Origin of the sequence: Bacillus cereus group sp. BfR-BA-01382, assembly GCF_022663475.1 — a bacterium.
In the GTDB taxonomy this organism is placed as follows: domain Bacteria; phylum Bacillota; class Bacilli; order Bacillales; family Bacillaceae_G; genus Bacillus_A; species Bacillus_A thuringiensis_S.
In genome coordinates, this window is sequence record NZ_JAKUFQ010000005.1 from 75,794 (window position 1) to 96,141 (window position 20,348).

Consider the following 20,348-nt stretch of genomic DNA (forward strand, 5'->3'; position numbering starts at 1 on the left):
TTTATATATTAGAGTCCAATTGATAATCTTTCCATATGTCGATATTAGAATCCCACATATTTGGTACATACCCCAATCCTGTGAGTTTTTTATCAATGGTATCCCAGTACCCTTCATCCCATTTGAAATGATTCCACATTACTGGAGCTACCGTATTAATATACTCTACCCAATTCAGCAACGTAGGGGTTGCCTGTCCATCTGATTGAAATAGAATTTTATGAACATCTCCTTTATTTTTATCGTATAATTGGTATTTTTTAATCCCATAGATGAAACTAATTTCATGTGACCTACCGGTTTTCATGGCATATATTCTTACGTTTAAATGCTCATCTACATAAAATTGTTTATCTGTTAATGGTTGATTATCTACACGTAATGTACGAGTATCTATATACTTTCCTGATTTATTCTTCAAAAAGAAATCTTTAGAATCATCTTTCCAAATTAATTTTTTGTTAGAACGATCTTTTCTTTGAATGAAATTCAATTCTCTTGCAATTCCATTTGTTAACCCTATATCGTGTGAACCTGCTGGATACCTAAATACATCTAAAATTCTTTCCTTAAAGTCTGCGTTTCTTTCTAGATGCATCCTTTGAACACCTAATAGCAGGCCAAATTCATCAAATACATTCCAAATATGATAATCAATAGGTGTAATAACAACCTCCACATGACCTTGTTCATGTTTTGTTTTAATAATTATTTCACCATATTTTTGTACTGTATATAGTTTCATCTCACTATAATCAATAATTGCACCTTGATTTTTATCATTATAAAAGAATTCTTTTAATGTTTCTAAAATAGGCACTTCAATAAGATTATTCTTTTTAAACAACCTCACGTTATCACTAGGCTTGATCTGAGGAATCTTATATAACTGAATCCAGTCTAAAGTATGAATATCAGCGGTATGAATATATTTTTGTTCTTGAATCCAGTCTAAATAATCTTGAACTTCTTCTAACTCAATACCAAAGAAATTTAAGAACTGTTGACCGGTACTTTCATTATCTTGTCTAACTTTACTCCATAACGGGTATTCCTCTGCAAGTCTTTGAGTAAAGCTTGAATACCAGTAATGATTCACAAAAATACAATAAACCCCTATTGATTGCACAGAAAGATTAATAGTCTTTTCTTTTTGATCAATAGTGTGTTTAACTACATCCCATTCTTTTCTCTTTTCATCGTATCTACAAGCTTTGCAATGCTTTACCTGTGCTTTTGTAAGTCGATTCGCAAATTTTATTTTCATAGTAATGGATTGAATGGGAACTTCTGAATCTAAATAAAACTGTAAATATGTTGGTTGAAAATCATTATATGTATCCTTATTTATAGTTAAATTACTATAGTTCAGGGTCTTGTTATATTTCTGAGTCCAACTGATTGGTTCTGTGCTCTCAATCCATATGTCTTCGTGTTGAATTATATAAATAAAAAACACCCTCCTGTCCTTGAAAGGCATTACAAACCTTAAATGTAAGAACAGTATAACATAAAAAAGGACATACCACATAGGTATGCCTTTTTTTATTTTACAGTGTATTATCATAAGATGTGATAACGTAGTAATACTTCGTATTATTTTCAACAGTTGTATCTTCAAACGTTGCCTCAGTAGCTCCTGTTGCACCAATTTTAGAATATTCCACGCCATCTTTTGTAGAGCGATAAATGTTATAACCAGCAAGATTTTCATTAAGCTCTGCATCAGATTCATTTTTAACTGATTGCCAGTCAATTCGAATCTTACCATCAAATGCTGTAGCAGTGACGCCAACTGGAATAGAAGGAATTGTTTTTACTTCTAATTCAGCTGATTTTTCACCTTCTTGTGGTAATGCTTCATCATCAAATGCAGCAACAGCATAAATATAACTTGCACCATCTTTCATACCACTATCAGTGTATGTAGTTGCTGATGCACCAACTGATCCAACTAATGCAAACGTAGCTCCTGCTGTTTTCTTTCTAAAAATACGATAACCTTGTAAGTCATCAAGAACAGATCCATCAGCGTTCACTTTTAATGCGTCCCAAGATAGGATTACTTTTCCTTGCTCTATCGTATAATTTAATCCAACCACTTTACCTGGTGCAATTGTATCACCAGCTGTAGCAAATACTTGTACGGAATATCGAGATTCTAAAGTACTCATTACTTCCACCCCTTAATTATATTTTATATATGTTAGGCTACTTGTTTGCAGCTAAACAACTTTGTTAGATACGGCGAGGTCGCCAATTGTTCAGGCGTTACATCTCCATCAGCACAATTCGGAACAAGATCAATACCAATATCGTTATAAATATAATCGACAATTTCAGAGCAAACAACTTTATTTACTTCTTCAAAAGTTGCTGAAATACGAAATATCTTTTGCAATGCAAATGAAATAATATGTATCCAATCATAACCTTTATTGAGCTTTGCTCTTCGAATTGCTTGTTTAATAATTTTTGTTCTTTGCTCGCTAGTAAGTCCCTTTGTATAACGATAAATATCATATACCTCATGCTTCAGCGGACGTATAGCTAAATCTTTATTAATATCAATTTCTAGTATTAAACCATCTGCTACTATTATCCCAGCATGTGTATAATCTGATCCTGTAATCCAATTTATTAATCTAGAAATAATAGGTGTATTGCCTTTCACTAAAACAATATCTCCTGTTTGTAACTTCACAGAATAACCTCCCTTCTGCGATTGTAATAAATTATATACTGATTAAACTCTAGATACAAAACTCATAGCAAGCCATTGTTAAGCTGTTCCCATGATATTTTGCTTTCTATCTATATGTTCTTTTCTGTTTTCTAATATTTCTTTCGCTTTTGCTTCTGCATATCCCATATAATCAAATAACCAGTCAGACTTAGCTAAAGATGCGTCTGTAATTTGATGCATTTTTGCAATCTGCTCTAGATTCTCTTCAATTTCTTTCTCATCTACTGAAAGACTTAAGCCATTTACTTTCTTATTCATTATTCTCATAAAACCAAACAACACAAACTCTAGTGTGGATGATCCAATGTTAGGATTTATTTTCTCTGAAGCTATATTGAATAAAATCTGATTTACCTTCAATTGTTCTTCTTCAGATAGATTTTTAAAGCTTTCTGCGTTAATTTCTCCTGATAGAATCTTAGATTCTAGTGTTTCCTCTTTTCTTACATCATCTGATACAAATGAAATACGTTCTCTAGCCATATTTAATCTCTCCTTTATTTTATGCCCATGTTAGAGCGTAGTTTAATAGCTTAATGCCTGATGGAATGATAGCTTTTACTTTTAACTGCGTACCTGCTGGGATTGTCTTATTGTCAAAGTAGAACAATTTTTCCGGTGTAATCGGGGTCCATGTTTCACCATTGTCACGAGAAATGAGATAGCTTCCATCTTGGACTAACTCATTATTACTATTGGCTTCGAAAATTTCCACTTCAGCAATTCCTTGATCTACGCCAGTAGTAGTTCGAATGAATTCGATTTTTTGTGCAGCCTTATCCACAGGGACTTCCCAAGTTATAAATTTATTTGGGTTTACTGCAACTACAATACCATCTACAAGAAGCTTTCCTGAACAAACGGGCCAAGTAGGGTCAGCATAAATAATCACAGAACCTATATTTCGTTTTTCAGGAAATGTGCATAAAAAACCGTCATCAGTTCCATTCGAACTGTCATCCCAAACATAGTTAGTTTTATTTCCATCTGTCATTCCGCTTTTATCACCACGAAAGAATCCTTCGCCAGTTGCTTGGATATCAGCATCCCTTGCTATATTCTTCCCACGAATTTTTACATAGATTGCATTTTGAGCTTGACCGTTTCTTCTGTTGCTACTCTTATCAATAACTGCTGTTCCTTCACCTTCTGCAAAATCATAGTATAAGAGCAGCCCTTCTTCATTTCCTGATAATTCTGTACCAACAGTATCTGCAACTTTTTCCCATAGTCGAATATTTGCCAATGTTCCATCGACAAAATCTGAATAAGAACCACCATCTGTTTCTTGTCCAATTGACCATGAATTAGCACTCAATGGTATGAGATTTGCCGTCTCTCCATTTGCCACAAGATTTCCATCTACATAGATTCGAAAGTAACTTTTGTCTGTGCGCTCGATTACAAAACGAAGTTTATAATCTCTTCCTGCTTCCAACGCTGGACCCCATATAACATAAGATAACACTCGTAACTGAAGTTTATTTTCATAATAGCCACACAAGATATTATCTTCATTAAAAGCAACAAAGCATTGGTTTTTGGTTGAATTCAATGTAACGGTTATTTCACATGTAAATGTTCCCGTAGAAGGTCCACTCGTCCATCCAGGTATAACGATATGAGAATTTGAACCATTAAACTTCATCCCATACTTATTAAATTCTTTCTTCTGCTCCCCTGCAAGAAGGATTACTTTCTCTGGAGAACTTTGCACTGTTTCAGCCACTGTCTCAATTATACAAGGTGCTTCTGAATTCGATTGAATGAATCCAAATTGTGTGTCATGTGAGTATCCTGAGCTTTTATCTGCATCAATGCCACTTGCATCAAGGAGATCATCAAACATCATATTTTGCATATTATATTTTGTTGTTTTGGCAATGCTATTTAATTTAGCATGTGCCTTCATAATATTCACTGCATCATGAACAATAAGCTTATTTGCTCGTAATGATAACCCTTCTAAATACTTTTCTAAGCTATCAATACGTTCTTTTACGTTCATGAATTTACCTTCTACACCGTCAGATAATGTTTGATTACGTAAGCTAGATTCTGCATCCTTGGCTTTATTCGCAATACCATAACTAATAGTATCCATTTCGCACCATCCTTTCTATAGCCATGAGTATGAAATAGCGTGAAGTTCTTCCCCGCTTTTCAGAACGACTTTAACAACTAACTCTTTACCCTCTGGGAGTTTATCTAAACTAACCAGCTTATCTTTTTCAATTCTCATCCAATCTTCTCCGTTATTTCGGGACACATAATATTCTAATCCTTCCGATTTAGAGGGATCTTGTGTCATAATGTCTTGATCTTTATTTTCAAAGAATGCAAGTTCATTCATAGTACCATGCCAATTATTAGGAACACTGGTAATTGTCCGAATAGCCCAGTATCGATAGGAACCAATGCTATCAAACTCATATTCTTTCGGTGTCGCAGTTGGGCTTCCATTTACTTCAATTGCACCATGATTTCCAGAGTAAGCAATTTTCCAATTTGTTTTATCATTGGAACAGATAACTTGAAATTCTACAAGACTAACGGAAGATATATATACCTTCTCAATATGTTTTGGACTATCTTTAAAATCTAATCCCACATAGTAGTTGCGCCAGTTGTAATAGTAATGTGCATGAGTTGCACTAAGTTCTTCATTCCCATCAAACACCTGCCAAGGCTGTGTTCCTTTGAAGTTAGTTATAGATGTCTCCCAAATAACATTTAAACTATTAGATGTATTGGAAGTCAGAGGGGCTTCAGGATATTTTATCCATCCACTTTCTCTCGTTGCTTTTCCGGATATCCCTGACAATAGAAATAGTTTTGGCATCATATCTAATTGCTCGCTTACTGTAATAAATGTAGCTGGTTGTTGAGCATTACTTTGCTTCACCTTATGCTTCTTTTTATCGTATGTAATATTCTCAGATTTTTCAACGTCAATACCTGAGTTATCACCAAAATCATCTATAATCATATCTTTCATGTTATAGCGTTTTTTATCCAAAAGAGAATTTACTCTTAAATTATGCTTATTAAGATTTATATGGATACTCGTTTCTAAGTCTGATACACGATTAGGCAATGGGCGGATTTTGTATTTAATTTTAATAGAATCAATAGTTGGAAGAACTTCTCCATTTTTAAACTGCACTTTTAATTTCAGTTTCTTTCCATTCCTTGACTTAATATTCTTCCCATCCAATTCTATAAAATCAGAATCACTATTAGTCTTAGTTGAAACTTTAATATTTCCTGTCCCTACAACTTCAATAGCTGATAGCTCTAAGAAGTCATTTCCTAAATCAATCTCTTGGGATATCCATTCTCCTTGATTAGTGTATTCTAATGAAGGGCCAAGCATTTTTAATTCACCAATCTCTAATGATTTATCTCCATTGTTAGCAAGAACTGTTAATCTATAATATTGATAAGCTGTTCTATTTTGCGTGAAAAATCTTTTGGGATTTCCTGCTTTCCATCCTGATATGGCAGCTTCTAGTCCTATCATATTCCATGTCTCTCCATCATTGCTTCCATGGAATTTAAAATCTCTTGGTGCTCTAGTTTCTTCTAATCCATTGTCACCAAAGACAGGGTGTATTTCATATGATGTAACTACTACTGGGCTATCATATTTATATTGTAACCATGTGTCTGATACAAAGTCTTCTACAAACCATCTGTCTTCCCAAGAATTCGTGGTACCATTGAATGCTCGATATGCAGGCCCGTTTGAAAGTGATTCTGCACTTGCACTTACTACTCCACTTGGTGCTGTATTACTTGTCATAACTGGAATTAAATTAACGTTAGACTCTCCGCCGCTTTCTGTTTTATTTAATGAAAGCACACCTGTATCTGCATTTAGTCCAATAAAAGTTCCCTTTGCAAAATCATCTTTTGTGTCAATGATAATTTCTTTATCTATCAATCCTTGTCGTTTCTTTTCTAATTCATCTAGACGAGCTTTAACAGTAGCAAAAGTACCTTTTACATCTTTGTCTCCATTTTTGTAGTCACCTACACCTAGGCGCTTATTCAGTGAATCTAGATTTTTCCTTCCTTGCATTGCTTTAGAATAACTTACGATATCCAATTGTTTCACTCCTTTCTTTCCATTAGGCCCATGCATAAGAGATTGCTGTTAAGATTGCTGAATCTGTTGGCAAATTAATGCGGATTTTAAATTGCTTACCAGATTGTTTTGAGACATCTATTACATCCCCTGATTGAACGGCATTCCAAGTACTTCCGTTATCTAAAGAATATTGGAATATGCACTCTTGATGATCTGCTGTTATGACCAGTGTTTTGCGATATGCAGGTAACTCTTCTGTATTCGTCTCTATCATACCAGTTCCACGATATAATTTATCTTCTGAATTATAAAGAATTCCACGTGATATAGATGCTTTAAATACCTTATCATCTTCTGAATAAGCAAGTATCTTAGAATTTTTAGGTAATGCTTGCCACTGCTCCGCTGTAATGCCATTCAATGACACCATGCCATGGTCTTTAAACACTTGATCTGTTACAGGTGCAGGTCCAACATCTATCCATGAATCAGATAACTTTTTAATCATTCCATCTGATTCAATGAGGAATCTTGTATTATTTACCTCCACATACATACGAATTGCAAACTCATATTGAATAGATATGCTTGGTCTTATATCAACATCACCATCGCTGCCACTTGGCACCCTGTAATTGAATGATTTCACACTTATTGGAAGTGACCCATCATTACTATAAATATCCCTTGCGACAGGATTTTCTTTTTCACTTAGTGCTGTTGCAGAAAAACCAACATAGTATGATTTTCCTTTTTCTAAAGCTACTGGCGAGGTGAATTCACTTCTCACCCATGTTCCTTTTTTGTCTGTGACAGTTGTTTGCCCTTTTGCAAGTAAGCCATTTCCATCCCATATCTTTGCTGTTCCAGTATTAGAAGAGTTAATTGTTGCTGGATGAACAAGCCACTCCATAGCTGTGACTACTACATCTTGTTTTACACTGATATAGTTTGCTATTGTACTCATACTATTTCCCCATATTGCATTTGCATCTGGACACATTTCAAAATACTTTCTTGGCTTCCCAATAGTAAAACCGACGCCAACCATAAATCTATTTCCCGTGGCACTTGCTCCAATTGCCGGCTCTTTTCCTGACCCGTAATTCGCACCACTTGTTCCACCAAGAGAAGTCATTGCCTGATACAATTCATTTGTAATCGGATTTTCGTTTTCTGTAAAATAAAATTTAGCATCTTCACTTGATGACCTAAACACAATTAAATACACTTTTCCTTTTTTAATTTCCACGCCATTTGCATTAATATATGTCTGAGAATTTCTTGCTGATGGAGTTGCTTCTACTAGTTTAGATAGTATTTTTCCTGTGCTTTCTTCTACTTCCCATAATGACGCTTTATCCCAAGAAGAAGGAGTTTCTGTCCTTAGATATAATTCTCCAATATTGAAATCCTTTAATGCCTTAAATGAAGATCCCCTCCATGTTTTTGCGCTATCGCTTGAAATACTCGTAGTTGCTGACCATAAATCTGGCATCTATTTCACCTCTACTGTCTTTATATTTGTAAATGATGCAAGACTTAATTCAGATACCTTACCTGATCCTAATTCTACTGTATTAGAAAACGCAACTTCTTGCTTTGTTTCTCCCGCACCTGAAGAAGCAATAATTTTCATACTATCAGATTCACATGTATCTATTACCATGTCATGCATTTTATATTTTTCTGATTTAAGTAATGCATTACTTTTAAAATTGAGTTTTGCCATATTAATTGCATTGATTCGTTCTAGCTCTTTTAAACGCCCCTCAATTGTTAAGCTATTTGTTTCAATCTTGATGCTATGTAATTTAGGTGAGTTGCTTACAACTGGCACCGTCTCATATGCTAATTTATCAATTAATAATGTGTCCGTAACTGCATGTAAGTCTAAATAATATGCTAATCGTAACTTCATTCCAGATAAAAAAGGCTTCCATGCTTCCTGTCTAACGTTATTAAATGTAGCAATATCCATACCCTTTGATTTTACATCATCTAAATCACTTATATCAACAGGATGCCAAGATACACCATTAAATGCTGTCCATGTTGTGCCACTGTCATTAGATGCAATAATCTTGAGGACACTTTCATTTTGTACAGTTCCCGTTAATGTAAAGGACTTAATAGGCTTCTCAAATATCATATCTGTTTCTTGCATAATTAATTGTCGCTTTGGTATAGCAGTTACATTTACAGACGCACTGTTAATGTTTGTATCTCTTGTAAGAACTAGTATTTTAATATTATCTGATTCTAATTGATTCCATGATGATTCAGGAATTACACTCAAATCTGTCATACCATGTTGCTTAAATTCATCTACTGTAGGCATATTCATTCCTCCTTCAATATTTTGCCATGTGTTATTTTCATATGTTTTTATTATATCACCATCTTGTATCAAGAGAAGACTAGGTTCTGATTTTAGTGTGATAGTAACAAACCCATTTCCTGCTCGATAGCTATTTTGTCCTAATTGATTTGACCCTAAATTATAACTACTTCCACCTCCTCCACCTGAAATAATTGAACCACCACCGCCAAAGTATCCACCTCCCCCGCCACCTCCCCCGCCAGAGTAGCCTATTCCCTTTCCACCTTGACCAATTGTTCCAGAAGTAGCAGTAACTGCGGTAGTTGTATTAGAAGCAGCACCACCATATACAGGTCCAGCACCAGCACCACCATACCAGGTAGTATTCCAGGATTCACCTGCTTCGCCGTATTTGGTCCCGCCACCTCCTCCTTTTGTTCTTTCGTATCCACCCCCGCCACCTCCAGCAGCTACAATTGTTCGTTTATCTAAAGTCATTCCACCAATTCTTATATCAGATGATCCACCACCTGAAGCGGCACTTCCACTTGTATTTACAATTGAGCCCCCACCATTCCATCCGCCTGCAACACTTCCATTTTCTACTTTTTTTCCTTGTCCACCTACCATTACATAAATAGGTTTGCCACCTTCTAGTGTAAAATCTCCTGAAACCAAAGCGCCTAATCCACCTAATCCCCCAGAAGAAGAATTTCCACCTTGTGCGCCTTGAACTTCAATCTTGTATACTCCACTAACAGGCGGAGTGAATGTTTGCTCTGCTCCTGTATAATTAAATGTCCATACTTGTGCCATACTACTACCCACCTTTTTTAAATACTTATCCAAGCCCCATCTTGATAAACTCTTATGACTTCTCCATCTTCAACAAGTAACAATTGTTTTCGCACAGTAAAGGCTGAACTCTCCTGATATGCAGATGTAGCTGTATTATTATCTACTGCTCTGACTCTTATTTTAGCATTTGTAATATTTAATCCATCGGGAAGTTTATATTCTACTGATACATCTGTTGTCTTTGAAGCAATAGGCACCCAAGAAGATTCGTTGTAGAAATCTACATCGTATGTAATTGCCTCCTCCTCTGGATCCGTAGATGCATCCCATGATACTGTAATGGTTTCACCTGTTAGGTATACACTATTTGTACTTGCTGTTACTTTTAGATTTGTTGGCACTGTTGGTGGCATACTTCCTAATTCAACAAGTTGAATTTTAACATATCCATCACCAGATTTTCCCGTTGTTACAGATGTGTTTTCCCCGGATATATAGGAACCGCCGCCGCCACCTCCAGAGTAACCACCGCCGCCAAATCCACCTACACTTGCGTCAGAACGTGCATAGCCACCTAGTCCGCCACTAATAAAAGCTTGCCCACCTTGTACAATGCTATTTTTTCCATCCGCTTTCCCCCAAGCTTACAACTGTCTGTGTTGCATATTCAACAGATTGTCCGTCACTATAAAAGCCACCGCCTGATCCAGCCGGATAATGTCCAGAAGGAACCGATTTCCCACCTTGCCCTGATGAACCTCCATATGGAGTCATAGAACCGTAAGATGATGTCCCTGAAGTGGATACGCTCCCATCGCTTCCATAGCCGCTGGAATTATTATTTGAACCACCACCACCGCCACCACCACCTTGTGGATAGCCCATACCTTGCTGTCCTACTAATACTTGAATTACGTCATCTTGTTTTAGTTCAATTTTCCCACTAGCAATTGCACCATATCCCCCCCTTGCGGTAAGGCTTGAATTTGATGTTTTCCCACCTTGTGCACCTGCTGCTGTAATCTGATATTTCCCACTCATAGGAACTATCCATTTCATAATTGTCCCTGACCGACCAATGTTCGTTGGGTTAAAATGAAGAGTATCATTTAAATTTAGTGTTTCTGGGTAATTAGTAGCACCAGAATACGTGTTATTAATAACATGTGTTGCCATGTAGCTTCCTCCTTTTTAAATAAACTCCCAGTTTCCATTTTTATAAGACTTATTTATATTTCCATCTTTAATTACATACAATTGCTTTGCTACTGAGAATATATTACTTAGCACATATTCAGATGCGCCATTTTCACTGTCATTTGCACGAATCCGTAGTTGTGCTTTATCTGTTGTAACTGATGGAAGGATACAATCATAATTTGTATCTATAATATTTTTTGCAATACTTATCCATGCTGTACCGTTATAGAAATCCATTTCATATGCAATAGAATTCCCCTCTGGATCAGTTGATGCAGTCCATTCTAATGGAACAATCTCATTAGACAGATTCATACTCTTAGAGATTGGTTGCTTTGTAAGTGATGGCTTTGTTGGTGGCTCATTTGCAGAGCCGATAAATGTAATTTCAATTCGCCCATGACTACCTTGCACACCAGATTCGTTATCTTGATTGATTCCTGTATTAAATGAACCTGCACCTTGTGCGGAAAAAGCAGAAGCGTTCCCTGCGCCGTGACCACCTGTATAGCCTCCACCCCCACCACCAGCTGTACCTCCAATTCCACCTCCACCACCAAAGCTACCACTCGCACCTGAATATCCTTCTCCTCCAAATAAGCCTTGAGAATATGTATATCCACCTGCACCATAGTAAGTTCCATGTCCACCATCATTGTAACCGTTTGAGTAAAAACCTGACCCGCCTGCACCTCCAGTTCCTCCACCATGACTTCCTCCAAGGCCCTCTCCTTTTGATGGTTTACCTCCACCAATACTAGGCGGTAATTTTTCTTTTGAGCCGTCACTACCACGAATATTTTGATTGCTAGAGTATGATGACTGTCCACCACCTCCGCCAGCAATTAGAAGAGGAATATTTTCTCTTACAATGAATGAACCTCCGCCACCTCCACCTTCAAAATCCAATCCATTATGAGTAAATATCCCTCCTTGACCAACAGCGAGGTTAATTATTTGATTGGCTTGCAAGTTGAAGTCTCCTTTCATTCTTGCGCCTTTCCCCCCAAATGACCCGCCACCCTTTGCCCCCCATGCTTCAATTGTATATAGTCCATCATAGGGTACTTTCCATTGACATATAACTCCGAACCTTCCAGTGCTAGTGTTATTAAGAATCATTTTATCTCCACGCTTTAAGCTTGCTGGAAATGTTGCTACTGAACTACCAGGTTGATTTACTGTATAAGTTGCCATAATATCTTCTCATTTCTAAATAGTTTTCCATATCCCATTCTTGTACGATTTCACTGTTTCCCTATCTCGTATGAGCAACATCTTATCGTATATAGAAAAGTCTTGGCTTTCTTTATATGGTGATTTATTTCCGACTGTATCTTTGGCTTGCACTCTTATCTTTGCATTATCTGTATTAATATGACGTGGAATTATAACTGAAATTGATATATCTGATACACTGGTTGCTACTGATAGCCATGCACTGCCATCATAGATATCAATATCGTAAGTGATGGGAGCCCCGATTTGACTCGTAGAAGCACCCCAATCAAGTTGTATACTTTCACTTGTTAAATATAATGTCTCTTGTATCCCTGTGATTTCTCCTGGCTGTGTTGGTGGGTCATTATCTAACTCATAATCGACACGACCATTAAATATCCTTCGTTCACTAAATCCACTACTTAATGTAGAAAAACCTGCTCCATTTATAAGAGTGACATCATCATTAGAAAAGCTAGTGTCTCCATCTGAATATGCTATATTACTGCCAGATGGATTAACCAATGCAAAACCTTTTGTCTCTCCTGATTTAATCTTAACTTTCAATTTGGCTGGTATCTCAGTATATACTTTATTGTTATCAATAACATTCGTTGGAACATTAGATACTATTTTAACCCATCCACCTGCTCCGTTTGCGTATCCTCCGTCCCGCACATAAATATCAACATAAGCAACTCCTCTAATTCTGAAGTAGGTTGAAAATCCTGTCACAAAAATATCTTTATTTGCTGTAACAGAAAACATAACGCCTCTATTTCCATTTCCACCTTTATTAATAGTTTTAATATATGGCATATTGTTTATCCTCCTTACTGAATGGCTTTCCACACTCCATCTTTATATGACTTTACTATGTTATTATCTTGCACTAATAAAAGACGAGTTGCGATTGTAAACACATTTCCCAATGTGTAATCTGATTTTCCTCCTTTATTGTCTTTTGCTCTTACCCGAAACTGTGCTTTGTCTGTATCTAAACTTGGAAGAATAGTAGCATAAGAATTTACTGTTACACTAGATTCCACTGAAACCCAATCGGAGCCATTATATAGTTCCACCTCATATGAGATAGAATCTCCTTCTTTGTCAGTTGATACTGTCCATTCTAGTTGTACTGATTCCCCTGAGAGATTCATACTGTTTACGGTCGGCTGTTTTACAAATAGCTCTGGCTTAGTTGGTGGCTCATTTCCTTCACTATATCCAATTACAGTGAAAGGGACACCATACTCTGGGTAATCTCCATCTATTGAGCTAGGAACTGTATTGTTTACATTATAGAAATACTTATGCATAGTTGTAGCACCATATTTATGCTCTGCAATTCGAGTAAAGCCAACTCGTGGGTTTTCATAATTATTTCTAACTTGCTGTAATAATACGACCTCTTCTTGTGGACTTGGGATAGGAGTAGAAAACCCAATTGTCTTTTCAACACCACCAGTAAGAAACTTACCATTTCGATATACATTGATGGAACCAAATCCTAATCCTGTTGGTGATCTTGGGGTATCAACTGATACCGTTGAATCAATATCTTCTTTCGTTGCAATCTTATAAAAAAGAGATGATCCCATTGAACCATTACTTGTCGCTTCTGCAACTTTAGTATAACCAGATGGACTTATAATTGCAGAGTTCGAAATAGACCCTGTTGATTGTGCCATGACAACAATTAAATCCCCTACCTGGATGCCACGTGGAACAGGCCAAGAAGTTATATAATTTATTCCACTATAGCTAGTAGCAGGAGCTGTAGTGCCAATGTGCTTTATCTTATTCTCCCTTTTAATATTTTCATCTAAGATAATAAACTTTGTTCGTGAGTCCCAGCTATTTCTATATATTGTTACATTTGTATTTACAGGAACTATTGATGAACACATTTTTCCGTAACGTTCTGTAAGAGGAAGTAATGCACTGCTTCCGTCATTAAGAGAACTAGCTGCAATAACAGCAAACCTACTATTAACCCTAGTTGTAGTAACAGGAGGAAAAGAAGATCCACTTTTATCAACCATGCCATAGTTTACAACTTTAGCATCTGCAACAGACATCAATGACATCTCAATCCAACTTAATTGGGCTGTTGCGATACGTATCGGATACTCTTCCGGTTCATACTTTGTTGCTACTTTATACAACATAGTAGAAAATTCACTAGTATTTGTTTTTATAAATCCATCATTAGAATCAATAATGGCATCATTATAATGATTGACATATAAAACTAGGACATCTCCTTCTTGTGTTCCTGTAGGTTTGGCGATTGTCTTAATACCTTTTGCAGAAGCAGTTGTACTCCTTACTCTTATTCCTTTAGGCTCATCTAATGTGTAATCAAACTTCCATTCTGGAAACTGAAGTGCGCTTCTCCCATACTTTCGACTAGCTGATTTAATTTCTAGATGCTCGTTTGATGCTCCATTAAATGGATCTCTGCTTCCGTGTGTACCATTATCATAATTAGAAGAGTCTTGTGTTATTGTCGTAAGACTTAGCCTATATGTTTTTCCTGAAAGCATTTTCACATCCTGAAAATCTTTCCATATATTAGGACTAATACTTACACGATTGTTATCTGCTGTTTCTTCTGTACTTGAAATATCATAAACAATTTGTCCTGTTGATTCGTCGGCAATTCGAAGCCGATATACAATTCCTCCATATCCTCCGTTATACGTTTGAACATACACCTTATTCATGATGATGTTTGTTTTAGGTGTTACCAATACATCGTAAGCAGCACCCCAGTTACCTTCTGATCTTGGTACTAATAATGAAGGCACTTGCACTTCTCCTTTCATAAAGAAAGGCGACCATTCAAAGAATGAATCGCCTATACTACTTCTATTTTGGTAATGGATTTATACTTTGTTCGGTCAATCGGCACTTCAAATAGTTTGCCATCTGTGAAGGTATCATTCTGGATGCCATCTATTTTATGAATGCCATTTACCTTTACGTCTGAACTAGCAGTAGATAAGAACTCATTTAGAACGAGTTTGGTTGCAGGGCTTGTTTGGTCGAATTCAAATACCTTGCGCTCTCCCGTTTGTGTTCCTCCATCAATAATTGCACGGAACTTTAAGAATCTTTTTTGCGGAAGAAAACTTGGATTAAATGCAATATATTGACTAAACGTAACACCATCGTCAGAAGTGCTTATTTCCACCCGTGTATAAGATAGTGCTCCATATGAGCTTCCCATCTTCTTGATTGGAGTTGGTGTTGTTCTTGCGTATGCTTGAAAACTACTTCCTTCGTTTAATGTTCTTAATACTGTAGGGCTATCAAGAAGTGTATAAAATACAGCGAGCAAGCCACTAGAGTAACCTAAGTTTGACCACCAATCTGCAACATTTCTGGCAATTACAGTATGTGTATTAGAAGTACTCACAGCATACAAAGTATTATCATTTGTTATATAAAAATAATCTGAGTATCCTGCCTTCTTAACTGCCATTACATTTGAAGCTATTTTTGTAAATGAATACGATGTACTACCAGCAGGGTTCGCATACAAATCTCCGTTATTACCTACATAAAAAAATCTAGCTTGACCACTATTCGCTCCACCTGCTGCTATGCTTTTTACAGCTCCAACAGAATAAAAGCTTTTACTAAAATCCATGGGAGATGATCTAGTTGTAAAGTATCCATTGCCATCTAGTGACCGATATGCTAATTGAAAATTGGCATATACAACGTAGTCCACATTTGTTGCTATTTGCCCTTTTTGGAACGAACTATCCGTTGCCACCATCCAAAGAGTGTTATCATTTTTTACATATGCTAATCTTCCTCCTTCAGAAGAGTCCGCTTGCTTTACATTCGTATCAACAAGGGTTGGTGTCATGCTCGTTCTCCAAGCATATAGATTGCCATTCATATCAATATAGCCATCACAAGCATAGTCATAGTCCTCATTACTAATGACAGCAGTTTTTACATTAGAAGCTGCTTTTGTCCATTTACCAACTGGAAATCCATGTGACATATGTGCTGTACTTTGATCAGTAGTCACATATAAATCATTATTTACATCTACATATCCAAAGAAAAAAGACATATTGTTTCTCCTTTCTTACCCAAATTTAATTTCTATTCCTGTTACTTTTTGCATGCCGCTTCCTAAGTCAACGCCTTCTGATTCCCATGTACCAGAACCTACAAATGCTTGTGATCCAATTTGTCGAAGCTGAATATTTCCTTCTTTAAATTCCGCATCATCAAACATGCCCTTGGTTAAATCAACATCATAAAGCTCTTTAACTTGTAAGTTAGATATTTGAGCTTCTATCCAATCTAACCTCTCATCAACAGAGTCAAATCGACCTTCTGCTCCCTTTCCTACTATCATTTCATTAAGCTGTTTAATTTCCTGAGCCACTTTACTTGCCTTACTGAAAGAAATAATCTCCATTGTATCCCCTCCTATAGCACAATCACTGTAACAGATGTACCAACAGATTCATTTTTACTTGTATCCACTGATTTAAGTGTAAATGTATGTTCTCCATTTGAAATGCCATTCAATACAATGGATGCACGTTTTGTGGTATCTAGTGGCGTCTTAATATTATCTATATAAACATTAATCTTATCTAAGTCAGCATCTGTAGAATTCACCCACTCCAGATTTACAACGCCTTGAGATGGAGAACTACCAACTAACCCTTTTATATCTGCAGGTGCCGTTACGTCCACCTCTGTTCTAGTTTTAATACCTGTGATATTTCCTTTAGGATCATAAGAATAAGTTTTTGTTACAGTAACTTTTTGTCCTTTATTATTTGCAAATGTTTGAACTGATTTACTTAGCTCACCCGATGCTAAATCTCGATAAGAATACTCTACTATCATTTCTTTATCGCCTGTTGTAGTATGACGTATAATATTTCCATATTGCTCATCATACTCAAATTTTTCATCATAGTTTCCAGAGTCTGTAGTGCCTTTCAAAATTGCAGATTCTAAATCTCGTTTTAGATTCTCAATGCGCTGTATTGTTAATATACCACCATTCTCATAACCTCGAATCAAGTCATCAATAACAGCTTTTGTATTTGTATCAAACAAATCACTATTAATGTGTATAAAACGATCATAAACCGTATCATATATCCCTTTTAATTTAATAATGTCATCAATAATTTCGATTAAACTATCTTCTAAATCATACTTTTGTATCTTTGTTGAAATTCTATTCATAATCGTGCCTCCTCTTTTATTTTTACTGAATTTTTATGGATTTCACATGAAATCCAATTGTTTAAAGATAAATCAAAATGATCTTTATATATTGATAAATTCTTCATTTATCCCAAATTTTAGATTCTCTTCTCTCCTTACATCATCTCATACAAATGAAATACGTTCTCTATCCATATTAAATCTTTCTTTTGTTTTATATCCATGTTAGTGAATAATCTTGTAACTCTACATTAACAGGTAATTCTATCTTTAATTTTAATTTCTTTTCTTTTGGATGAATCTTATCATCAAATATGAAAAGTTCCTCAGGTGAAATGCCTATCCAAGTTTCACCGTTATCACGAGAAATATAATAATTTATTCTATCAGCATTTTCATTGGTGATTGCGCCCATCATTTCTATTCCTGTGAGACTTGGGATAGTCATATCAACAGCTTTTTTTATAAGAATTCTATAATATAGGTAGAATTCTTTATTTAAAAAGGTATAGTTTTTTCTTTCCTGCTTTATAAACGTAGCATCTGAGACACTATGGAGAGTTGTATAATTGATGCCATCCATACTTCCTTGAAACTCCCAATCTTCAATATGATAAGAATCTGCTACACTAGAACCTTCCACAATATATTTATCTACTAAAGTTGGATTAGGAAATCTATATCCAATCCAACTAGGATTAGGTCCTGTTAAAGTGTTCCCTCCCCATCTTGTTTCAGAGTCTCTATCGAACGCTTCATAAGCAGAAACATTTCCTTTTTCTCCTTGATTTGTATTACTTGCAAACGCTTCTCCAGAAGGAGTTGTATTGGAAGTCATTTTAGGGATTAAGTTTTCATCTGAAGATACAGGTGTTACTTTCACATTGGCAATTAAAATAAGTTTAGAAGGAATACTCTCTAACTCTTCAGTAGTTGTTTCAATAACACATTCTTCAGTTGTTATTAATGAGCCCTTCTCAGAATTATGAATATAACCTTTACTCTTTTCAGTATCAATTCCACTTACATCTAATAGATCATCAAACATCATATTTTTCATATTGTATTTTAGTGTTTTTGCAATACTATTTAATTTAGCATGTGCCTTCATAATGTTGACTGCATCATGAACAATGAGTTGATTTGCTCGTAATGATAACCCTTCTAGATATCTTTCCAGGTTATCAATACGCTCTTTTACGTTTATAAAATTACCTTCTACACCAGAAAATAATGTTTGATTACGTAAGCTGGATTCTGCATCCTTGGTTTTATTCGCAATACCATAACTAATAGTATCCATTTAGCACCATCCTTTCTATAACCATGAGTATGAAATTGCATGAAGCTCTTTTCCGTTTTTTAGAACGACCTTAACAAGCAGTTCTTTACCCTCTGGGAGTTTATCTAAACTAACAAGCTTATCTTTCTCAATTCTCATCCATGATTCATTGTTACGAGATACATAATATTCTAAACTGGATTCTCCATTATCTTCAGTAACTGACGATAATAAAAATAATGTAGGAATAGTCTCTACAGACTCAACGGCTGTAATCAAAATAGCTGCTTGCGTCTTGTCCTTTGGTGTTACTTTATGATTTTGTTGATCATGAAGAACATTCTTTGAATTTATTAAATCAATGCCAGAGCTATCACCAAAATCATCTATAATCATATCTTTCATGTTATAGCGTTTTTTATCTAAAAGAGAATTTACTCTTAAATTATGTTTATTGAGATTTACATGGATACTCGTTTCTAAGTCTGATACACGATTAGGCAATGGACGATTCTGATAAGAGATTGCCACATTATTAAACTTATACGCTTCATCAAGAACAGTTACTTGTATTTGTAAGTTCTTTGAAAACTTACTTACTATTTCAAAACTATTTCCTACATCAATAAAATCATCTGTTGTTTTCACAGATACTTTTACTTTGTCTCTTGGCAATTCCGCTGGCACATTATTGCCAAAATAAAACTCCAATTCATCAATATTCACAGGAAAGACTCCGCCCTCTTGGAATCCATTTGTTTCCGAAACAACTAGTGCATAGGCCCTGTATCCTGAATTATTTTCAAAAGCGTATTCTCTTTCTTCATACTCTCCCCAGTTCACTTGATTTACTCGTGTATCAAGATCAACCCATTCATTAGAACCTAACGGTAGACCTCTGAACACCCAGCTCTTTGGTGATTGATTCACATACTGCAAATTCTTTCGAGATCTGATTTTATACTTATTTACTATCTTTGTCACAGCTTCCCACTCATACATAATCCAATGTGGAAAGGTTGCGCTCTCAGATGATTGCCATCCTACTCCTTCATTTTTCATTCCATCAAACGCATTAGCGGGAACATAACTGTTTCCAGTGTTTCTAAATGAACTAGCAGAAGCCTTACCGCCTTCTGCTAAGTTTCCACTTTTCGATATTAATGATCCTGTAACTTTTAATGCTTTTAAATCCAATGCATCTTCCCCTAAATGAATTACATTAGAAGTCCAAACATCATTAGTGATGCTACCTTCTTGAGTTGAAACAACCTTTACTTTATCAATTAATCCTTGTCTTTTCTTTTCTAATTCATCTAGACGAGTTTTAACAGTAGCAAAAGTTCCTTTTATATCTTTGTCTCCATTTTTGTAGTCACCTACACCTAGACGCCTATTCAGTGAGTCTAGATTTTTTCTTCCTTGCATTGCTTTAGAATAACTGACGATATCCATTGTTTCACTC

18 protein-coding genes are annotated in these 20,348 nt (G+C 35.7%); all 18 read right to left on the reverse strand.

Annotation, left to right across the window (positions count from 1 at the left end; all coding sequences use genetic code 11):
• Position 1 precedes the first annotated feature (1 nt).
• The 18 genes from MR160_RS03785 to MR160_RS03870 all read right to left on the reverse strand — a co-directional run bounded on the left by MR160_RS03785 (position 2) and on the right by MR160_RS03870 (position 20,338).
• A complete protein-coding gene (locus MR160_RS03785) occupies positions 2-1,459 on the reverse strand; it encodes a low copy number virion structural protein (RefSeq protein ID WP_242297064.1) in 1,458 nt (485 codons plus the stop codon).
• A 91-nt stretch (positions 1,460-1,550) separates the two neighbouring features.
• Positions 1,551-2,174 (reverse strand): fibronectin type III domain protein, encoded by a 624-nt coding sequence (locus tag MR160_RS03790; protein ID WP_012614845.1) that lies wholly within the window; start codon positions 2,172-2,174, stop codon positions 1,551-1,553.
• A 32-nt stretch (positions 2,175-2,206) separates the two neighbouring features.
• A complete protein-coding gene (locus MR160_RS03795; RefSeq protein WP_242297065.1) occupies positions 2,207-2,704 on the reverse strand; it encodes a YiiX/YebB-like N1pC/P60 family cysteine hydrolase in 498 nt (165 codons plus the stop codon).
• Positions 2,705-2,782: 78 nt separating this feature from the next.
• Positions 2,783-3,229 carry a hypothetical protein gene (locus MR160_RS03800; protein ID WP_242297066.1) on the reverse strand — a complete coding sequence of 149 codons (447 nt, stop codon included), beginning with the start codon at positions 3,227-3,229 and terminating at the stop codon, positions 2,783-2,785.
• 19 nt (positions 3,230-3,248) lie between these two features.
• Complete coding sequence (locus MR160_RS03805) at positions 3,249-4,850, reverse strand: LamG domain-containing protein (RefSeq protein ID WP_242297067.1); 1,602 nt, start codon at positions 4,848-4,850, stop codon at positions 3,249-3,251.
• A 15-nt stretch (positions 4,851-4,865) separates the two neighbouring features.
• Positions 4,866-6,857, reverse strand: a complete 1,992-nt coding sequence (locus tag MR160_RS03810; RefSeq protein ID WP_000355889.1) for a discoidin domain-containing protein — start codon at positions 6,855-6,857, stop codon at positions 4,866-4,868.
• Between the two features lie 22 nt (positions 6,858-6,879).
• Entirely contained in the window at positions 6,880-8,337 is a 1,458-nt protein-coding gene (locus MR160_RS03815) for a hypothetical protein (protein ID WP_001113123.1), read from the reverse strand.
• On the reverse strand, positions 8,338-9,978 hold the full coding sequence (locus MR160_RS03820; protein ID WP_000090002.1) for a glycine-rich protein: 1,641 nt from the start codon (positions 9,976-9,978) through the stop codon (positions 8,338-8,340).
• Positions 9,979-9,995: 17 nt separating this feature from the next.
• Positions 9,996-10,373 (reverse strand): hypothetical protein, encoded by a 378-nt coding sequence (locus tag MR160_RS03825; RefSeq protein ID WP_001135335.1) that lies wholly within the window; start codon positions 10,371-10,373, stop codon positions 9,996-9,998.
• 202 nt (positions 10,374-10,575) lie between these two features.
• Entirely contained in the window at positions 10,576-11,136 is a 561-nt protein-coding gene (locus MR160_RS03830; RefSeq protein WP_242297068.1) for a glycine-rich protein, read from the reverse strand.
• Between the two features lie 15 nt (positions 11,137-11,151).
• Positions 11,152-12,357 carry a hypothetical protein gene (locus MR160_RS03835; RefSeq protein WP_242297082.1) on the reverse strand — a complete coding sequence of 402 codons (1,206 nt, stop codon included), beginning with the start codon at positions 12,355-12,357 and terminating at the stop codon, positions 11,152-11,154.
• Positions 12,358-12,372: 15 nt separating this feature from the next.
• Positions 12,373-13,200, reverse strand: coding sequence for a hypothetical protein (locus tag MR160_RS03840; protein ID WP_001146349.1), 828 nt, complete (start codon positions 13,198-13,200; stop codon positions 12,373-12,375).
• 14 nt (positions 13,201-13,214) lie between these two features.
• The gene (locus MR160_RS03845; protein WP_001139565.1) at positions 13,215-15,194 is read right to left on the reverse strand and encodes a fibronectin type III domain-containing protein; all 1,980 of its coding nucleotides are present in this window, start codon (positions 15,192-15,194) and stop codon (positions 13,215-13,217) included.
• Between the two features lie 50 nt (positions 15,195-15,244).
• Positions 15,245-16,477 (reverse strand): hypothetical protein, encoded by a 1,233-nt coding sequence (locus tag MR160_RS03850; protein WP_000007492.1) that lies wholly within the window; start codon positions 16,475-16,477, stop codon positions 15,245-15,247.
• Positions 16,478-16,492: 15 nt separating this feature from the next.
• Positions 16,493-16,831, reverse strand: coding sequence for a hypothetical protein (locus MR160_RS03855; protein ID WP_000402863.1), 339 nt, complete (start codon positions 16,829-16,831; stop codon positions 16,493-16,495).
• Between the two features lie 11 nt (positions 16,832-16,842).
• Positions 16,843-17,619 carry a hypothetical protein gene (locus MR160_RS03860; RefSeq protein WP_001080011.1) on the reverse strand — a complete coding sequence of 259 codons (777 nt, stop codon included), beginning with the start codon at positions 17,617-17,619 and terminating at the stop codon, positions 16,843-16,845.
• Between the two features lie 196 nt (positions 17,620-17,815).
• Complete coding sequence (locus MR160_RS03865; RefSeq protein ID WP_000379771.1) at positions 17,816-18,904, reverse strand: discoidin domain-containing protein; 1,089 nt, start codon at positions 18,902-18,904, stop codon at positions 17,816-17,818.
• 15 nt (positions 18,905-18,919) lie between these two features.
• Positions 18,920-20,338 carry a hypothetical protein gene (locus MR160_RS03870; protein WP_000355890.1) on the reverse strand — a complete coding sequence of 473 codons (1,419 nt, stop codon included), beginning with the start codon at positions 20,336-20,338 and terminating at the stop codon, positions 18,920-18,922.
• Between the last annotated feature and the right edge of the window lie 10 nt (positions 20,339-20,348).

Coding starts and splice junctions, on each gene's coding strand:
- MR160_RS03840 (WP_001146349.1), bottom strand. CDS start 13,200: ATGCCATATATTAAAACTATTAATAAAGGTGGAAATGGAAATAGAGGC.
- MR160_RS03825 (WP_001135335.1), bottom strand. CDS start 10,373: ATGCCACCAACAGTGCCAACAAATCTAAAAGTAACAGCAAGTACAAAT.
- MR160_RS03805 (WP_242297067.1), bottom strand. CDS start 4,850: ATGGATACTATTAGTTATGGTATTGCGAATAAAGCCAAGGATGCAGAA.
- MR160_RS03830 (WP_242297068.1), bottom strand. CDS start 11,136: ATGGCAACACATGTTATTAATAACACGTATTCTGGTGCTACTAATTAC.
- MR160_RS03835 (WP_242297082.1), bottom strand. CDS start 12,357: ATGGCAACTTATACAGTAAATCAACCTGGTAGTTCAGTAGCAACATTT.
- MR160_RS03800 (WP_242297066.1), bottom strand. CDS start 3,229: ATGGCTAGAGAACGTATTTCATTTGTATCAGATGATGTAAGAAAAGAG.
- MR160_RS03870 (WP_000355890.1), bottom strand. CDS start 20,338: ATGGATATCGTCAGTTATTCTAAAGCAATGCAAGGAAGAAAAAATCTA.
- MR160_RS03815 (WP_001113123.1), bottom strand. CDS start 8,337: ATGCCAGATTTATGGTCAGCAACTACGAGTATTTCAAGCGATAGCGCA.
- MR160_RS03865 (WP_000379771.1), bottom strand. CDS start 18,904: ATGGATACTATTAGTTATGGTATTGCGAATAAAACCAAGGATGCAGAA.
- MR160_RS03820 (WP_000090002.1), bottom strand. CDS start 9,978: ATGGCACAAGTATGGACATTTAATTATACAGGAGCAGAGCAAACATTC.
- MR160_RS03855 (WP_000402863.1), bottom strand. CDS start 16,831: ATGGAGATTATTTCTTTCAGTAAGGCAAGTAAAGTGGCTCAGGAAATT.
- MR160_RS03850 (WP_000007492.1), bottom strand. CDS start 16,477: ATGTCTTTTTTCTTTGGATATGTAGATGTAAATAATGATTTATATGTG.
- MR160_RS03860 (WP_001080011.1), bottom strand. CDS start 17,619: ATGAATAGAATTTCAACAAAGATACAAAAGTATGATTTAGAAGATAGT.
- MR160_RS03790 (WP_012614845.1), bottom strand. CDS start 2,174: ATGAGTACTTTAGAATCTCGATATTCCGTACAAGTATTTGCTACAGCT.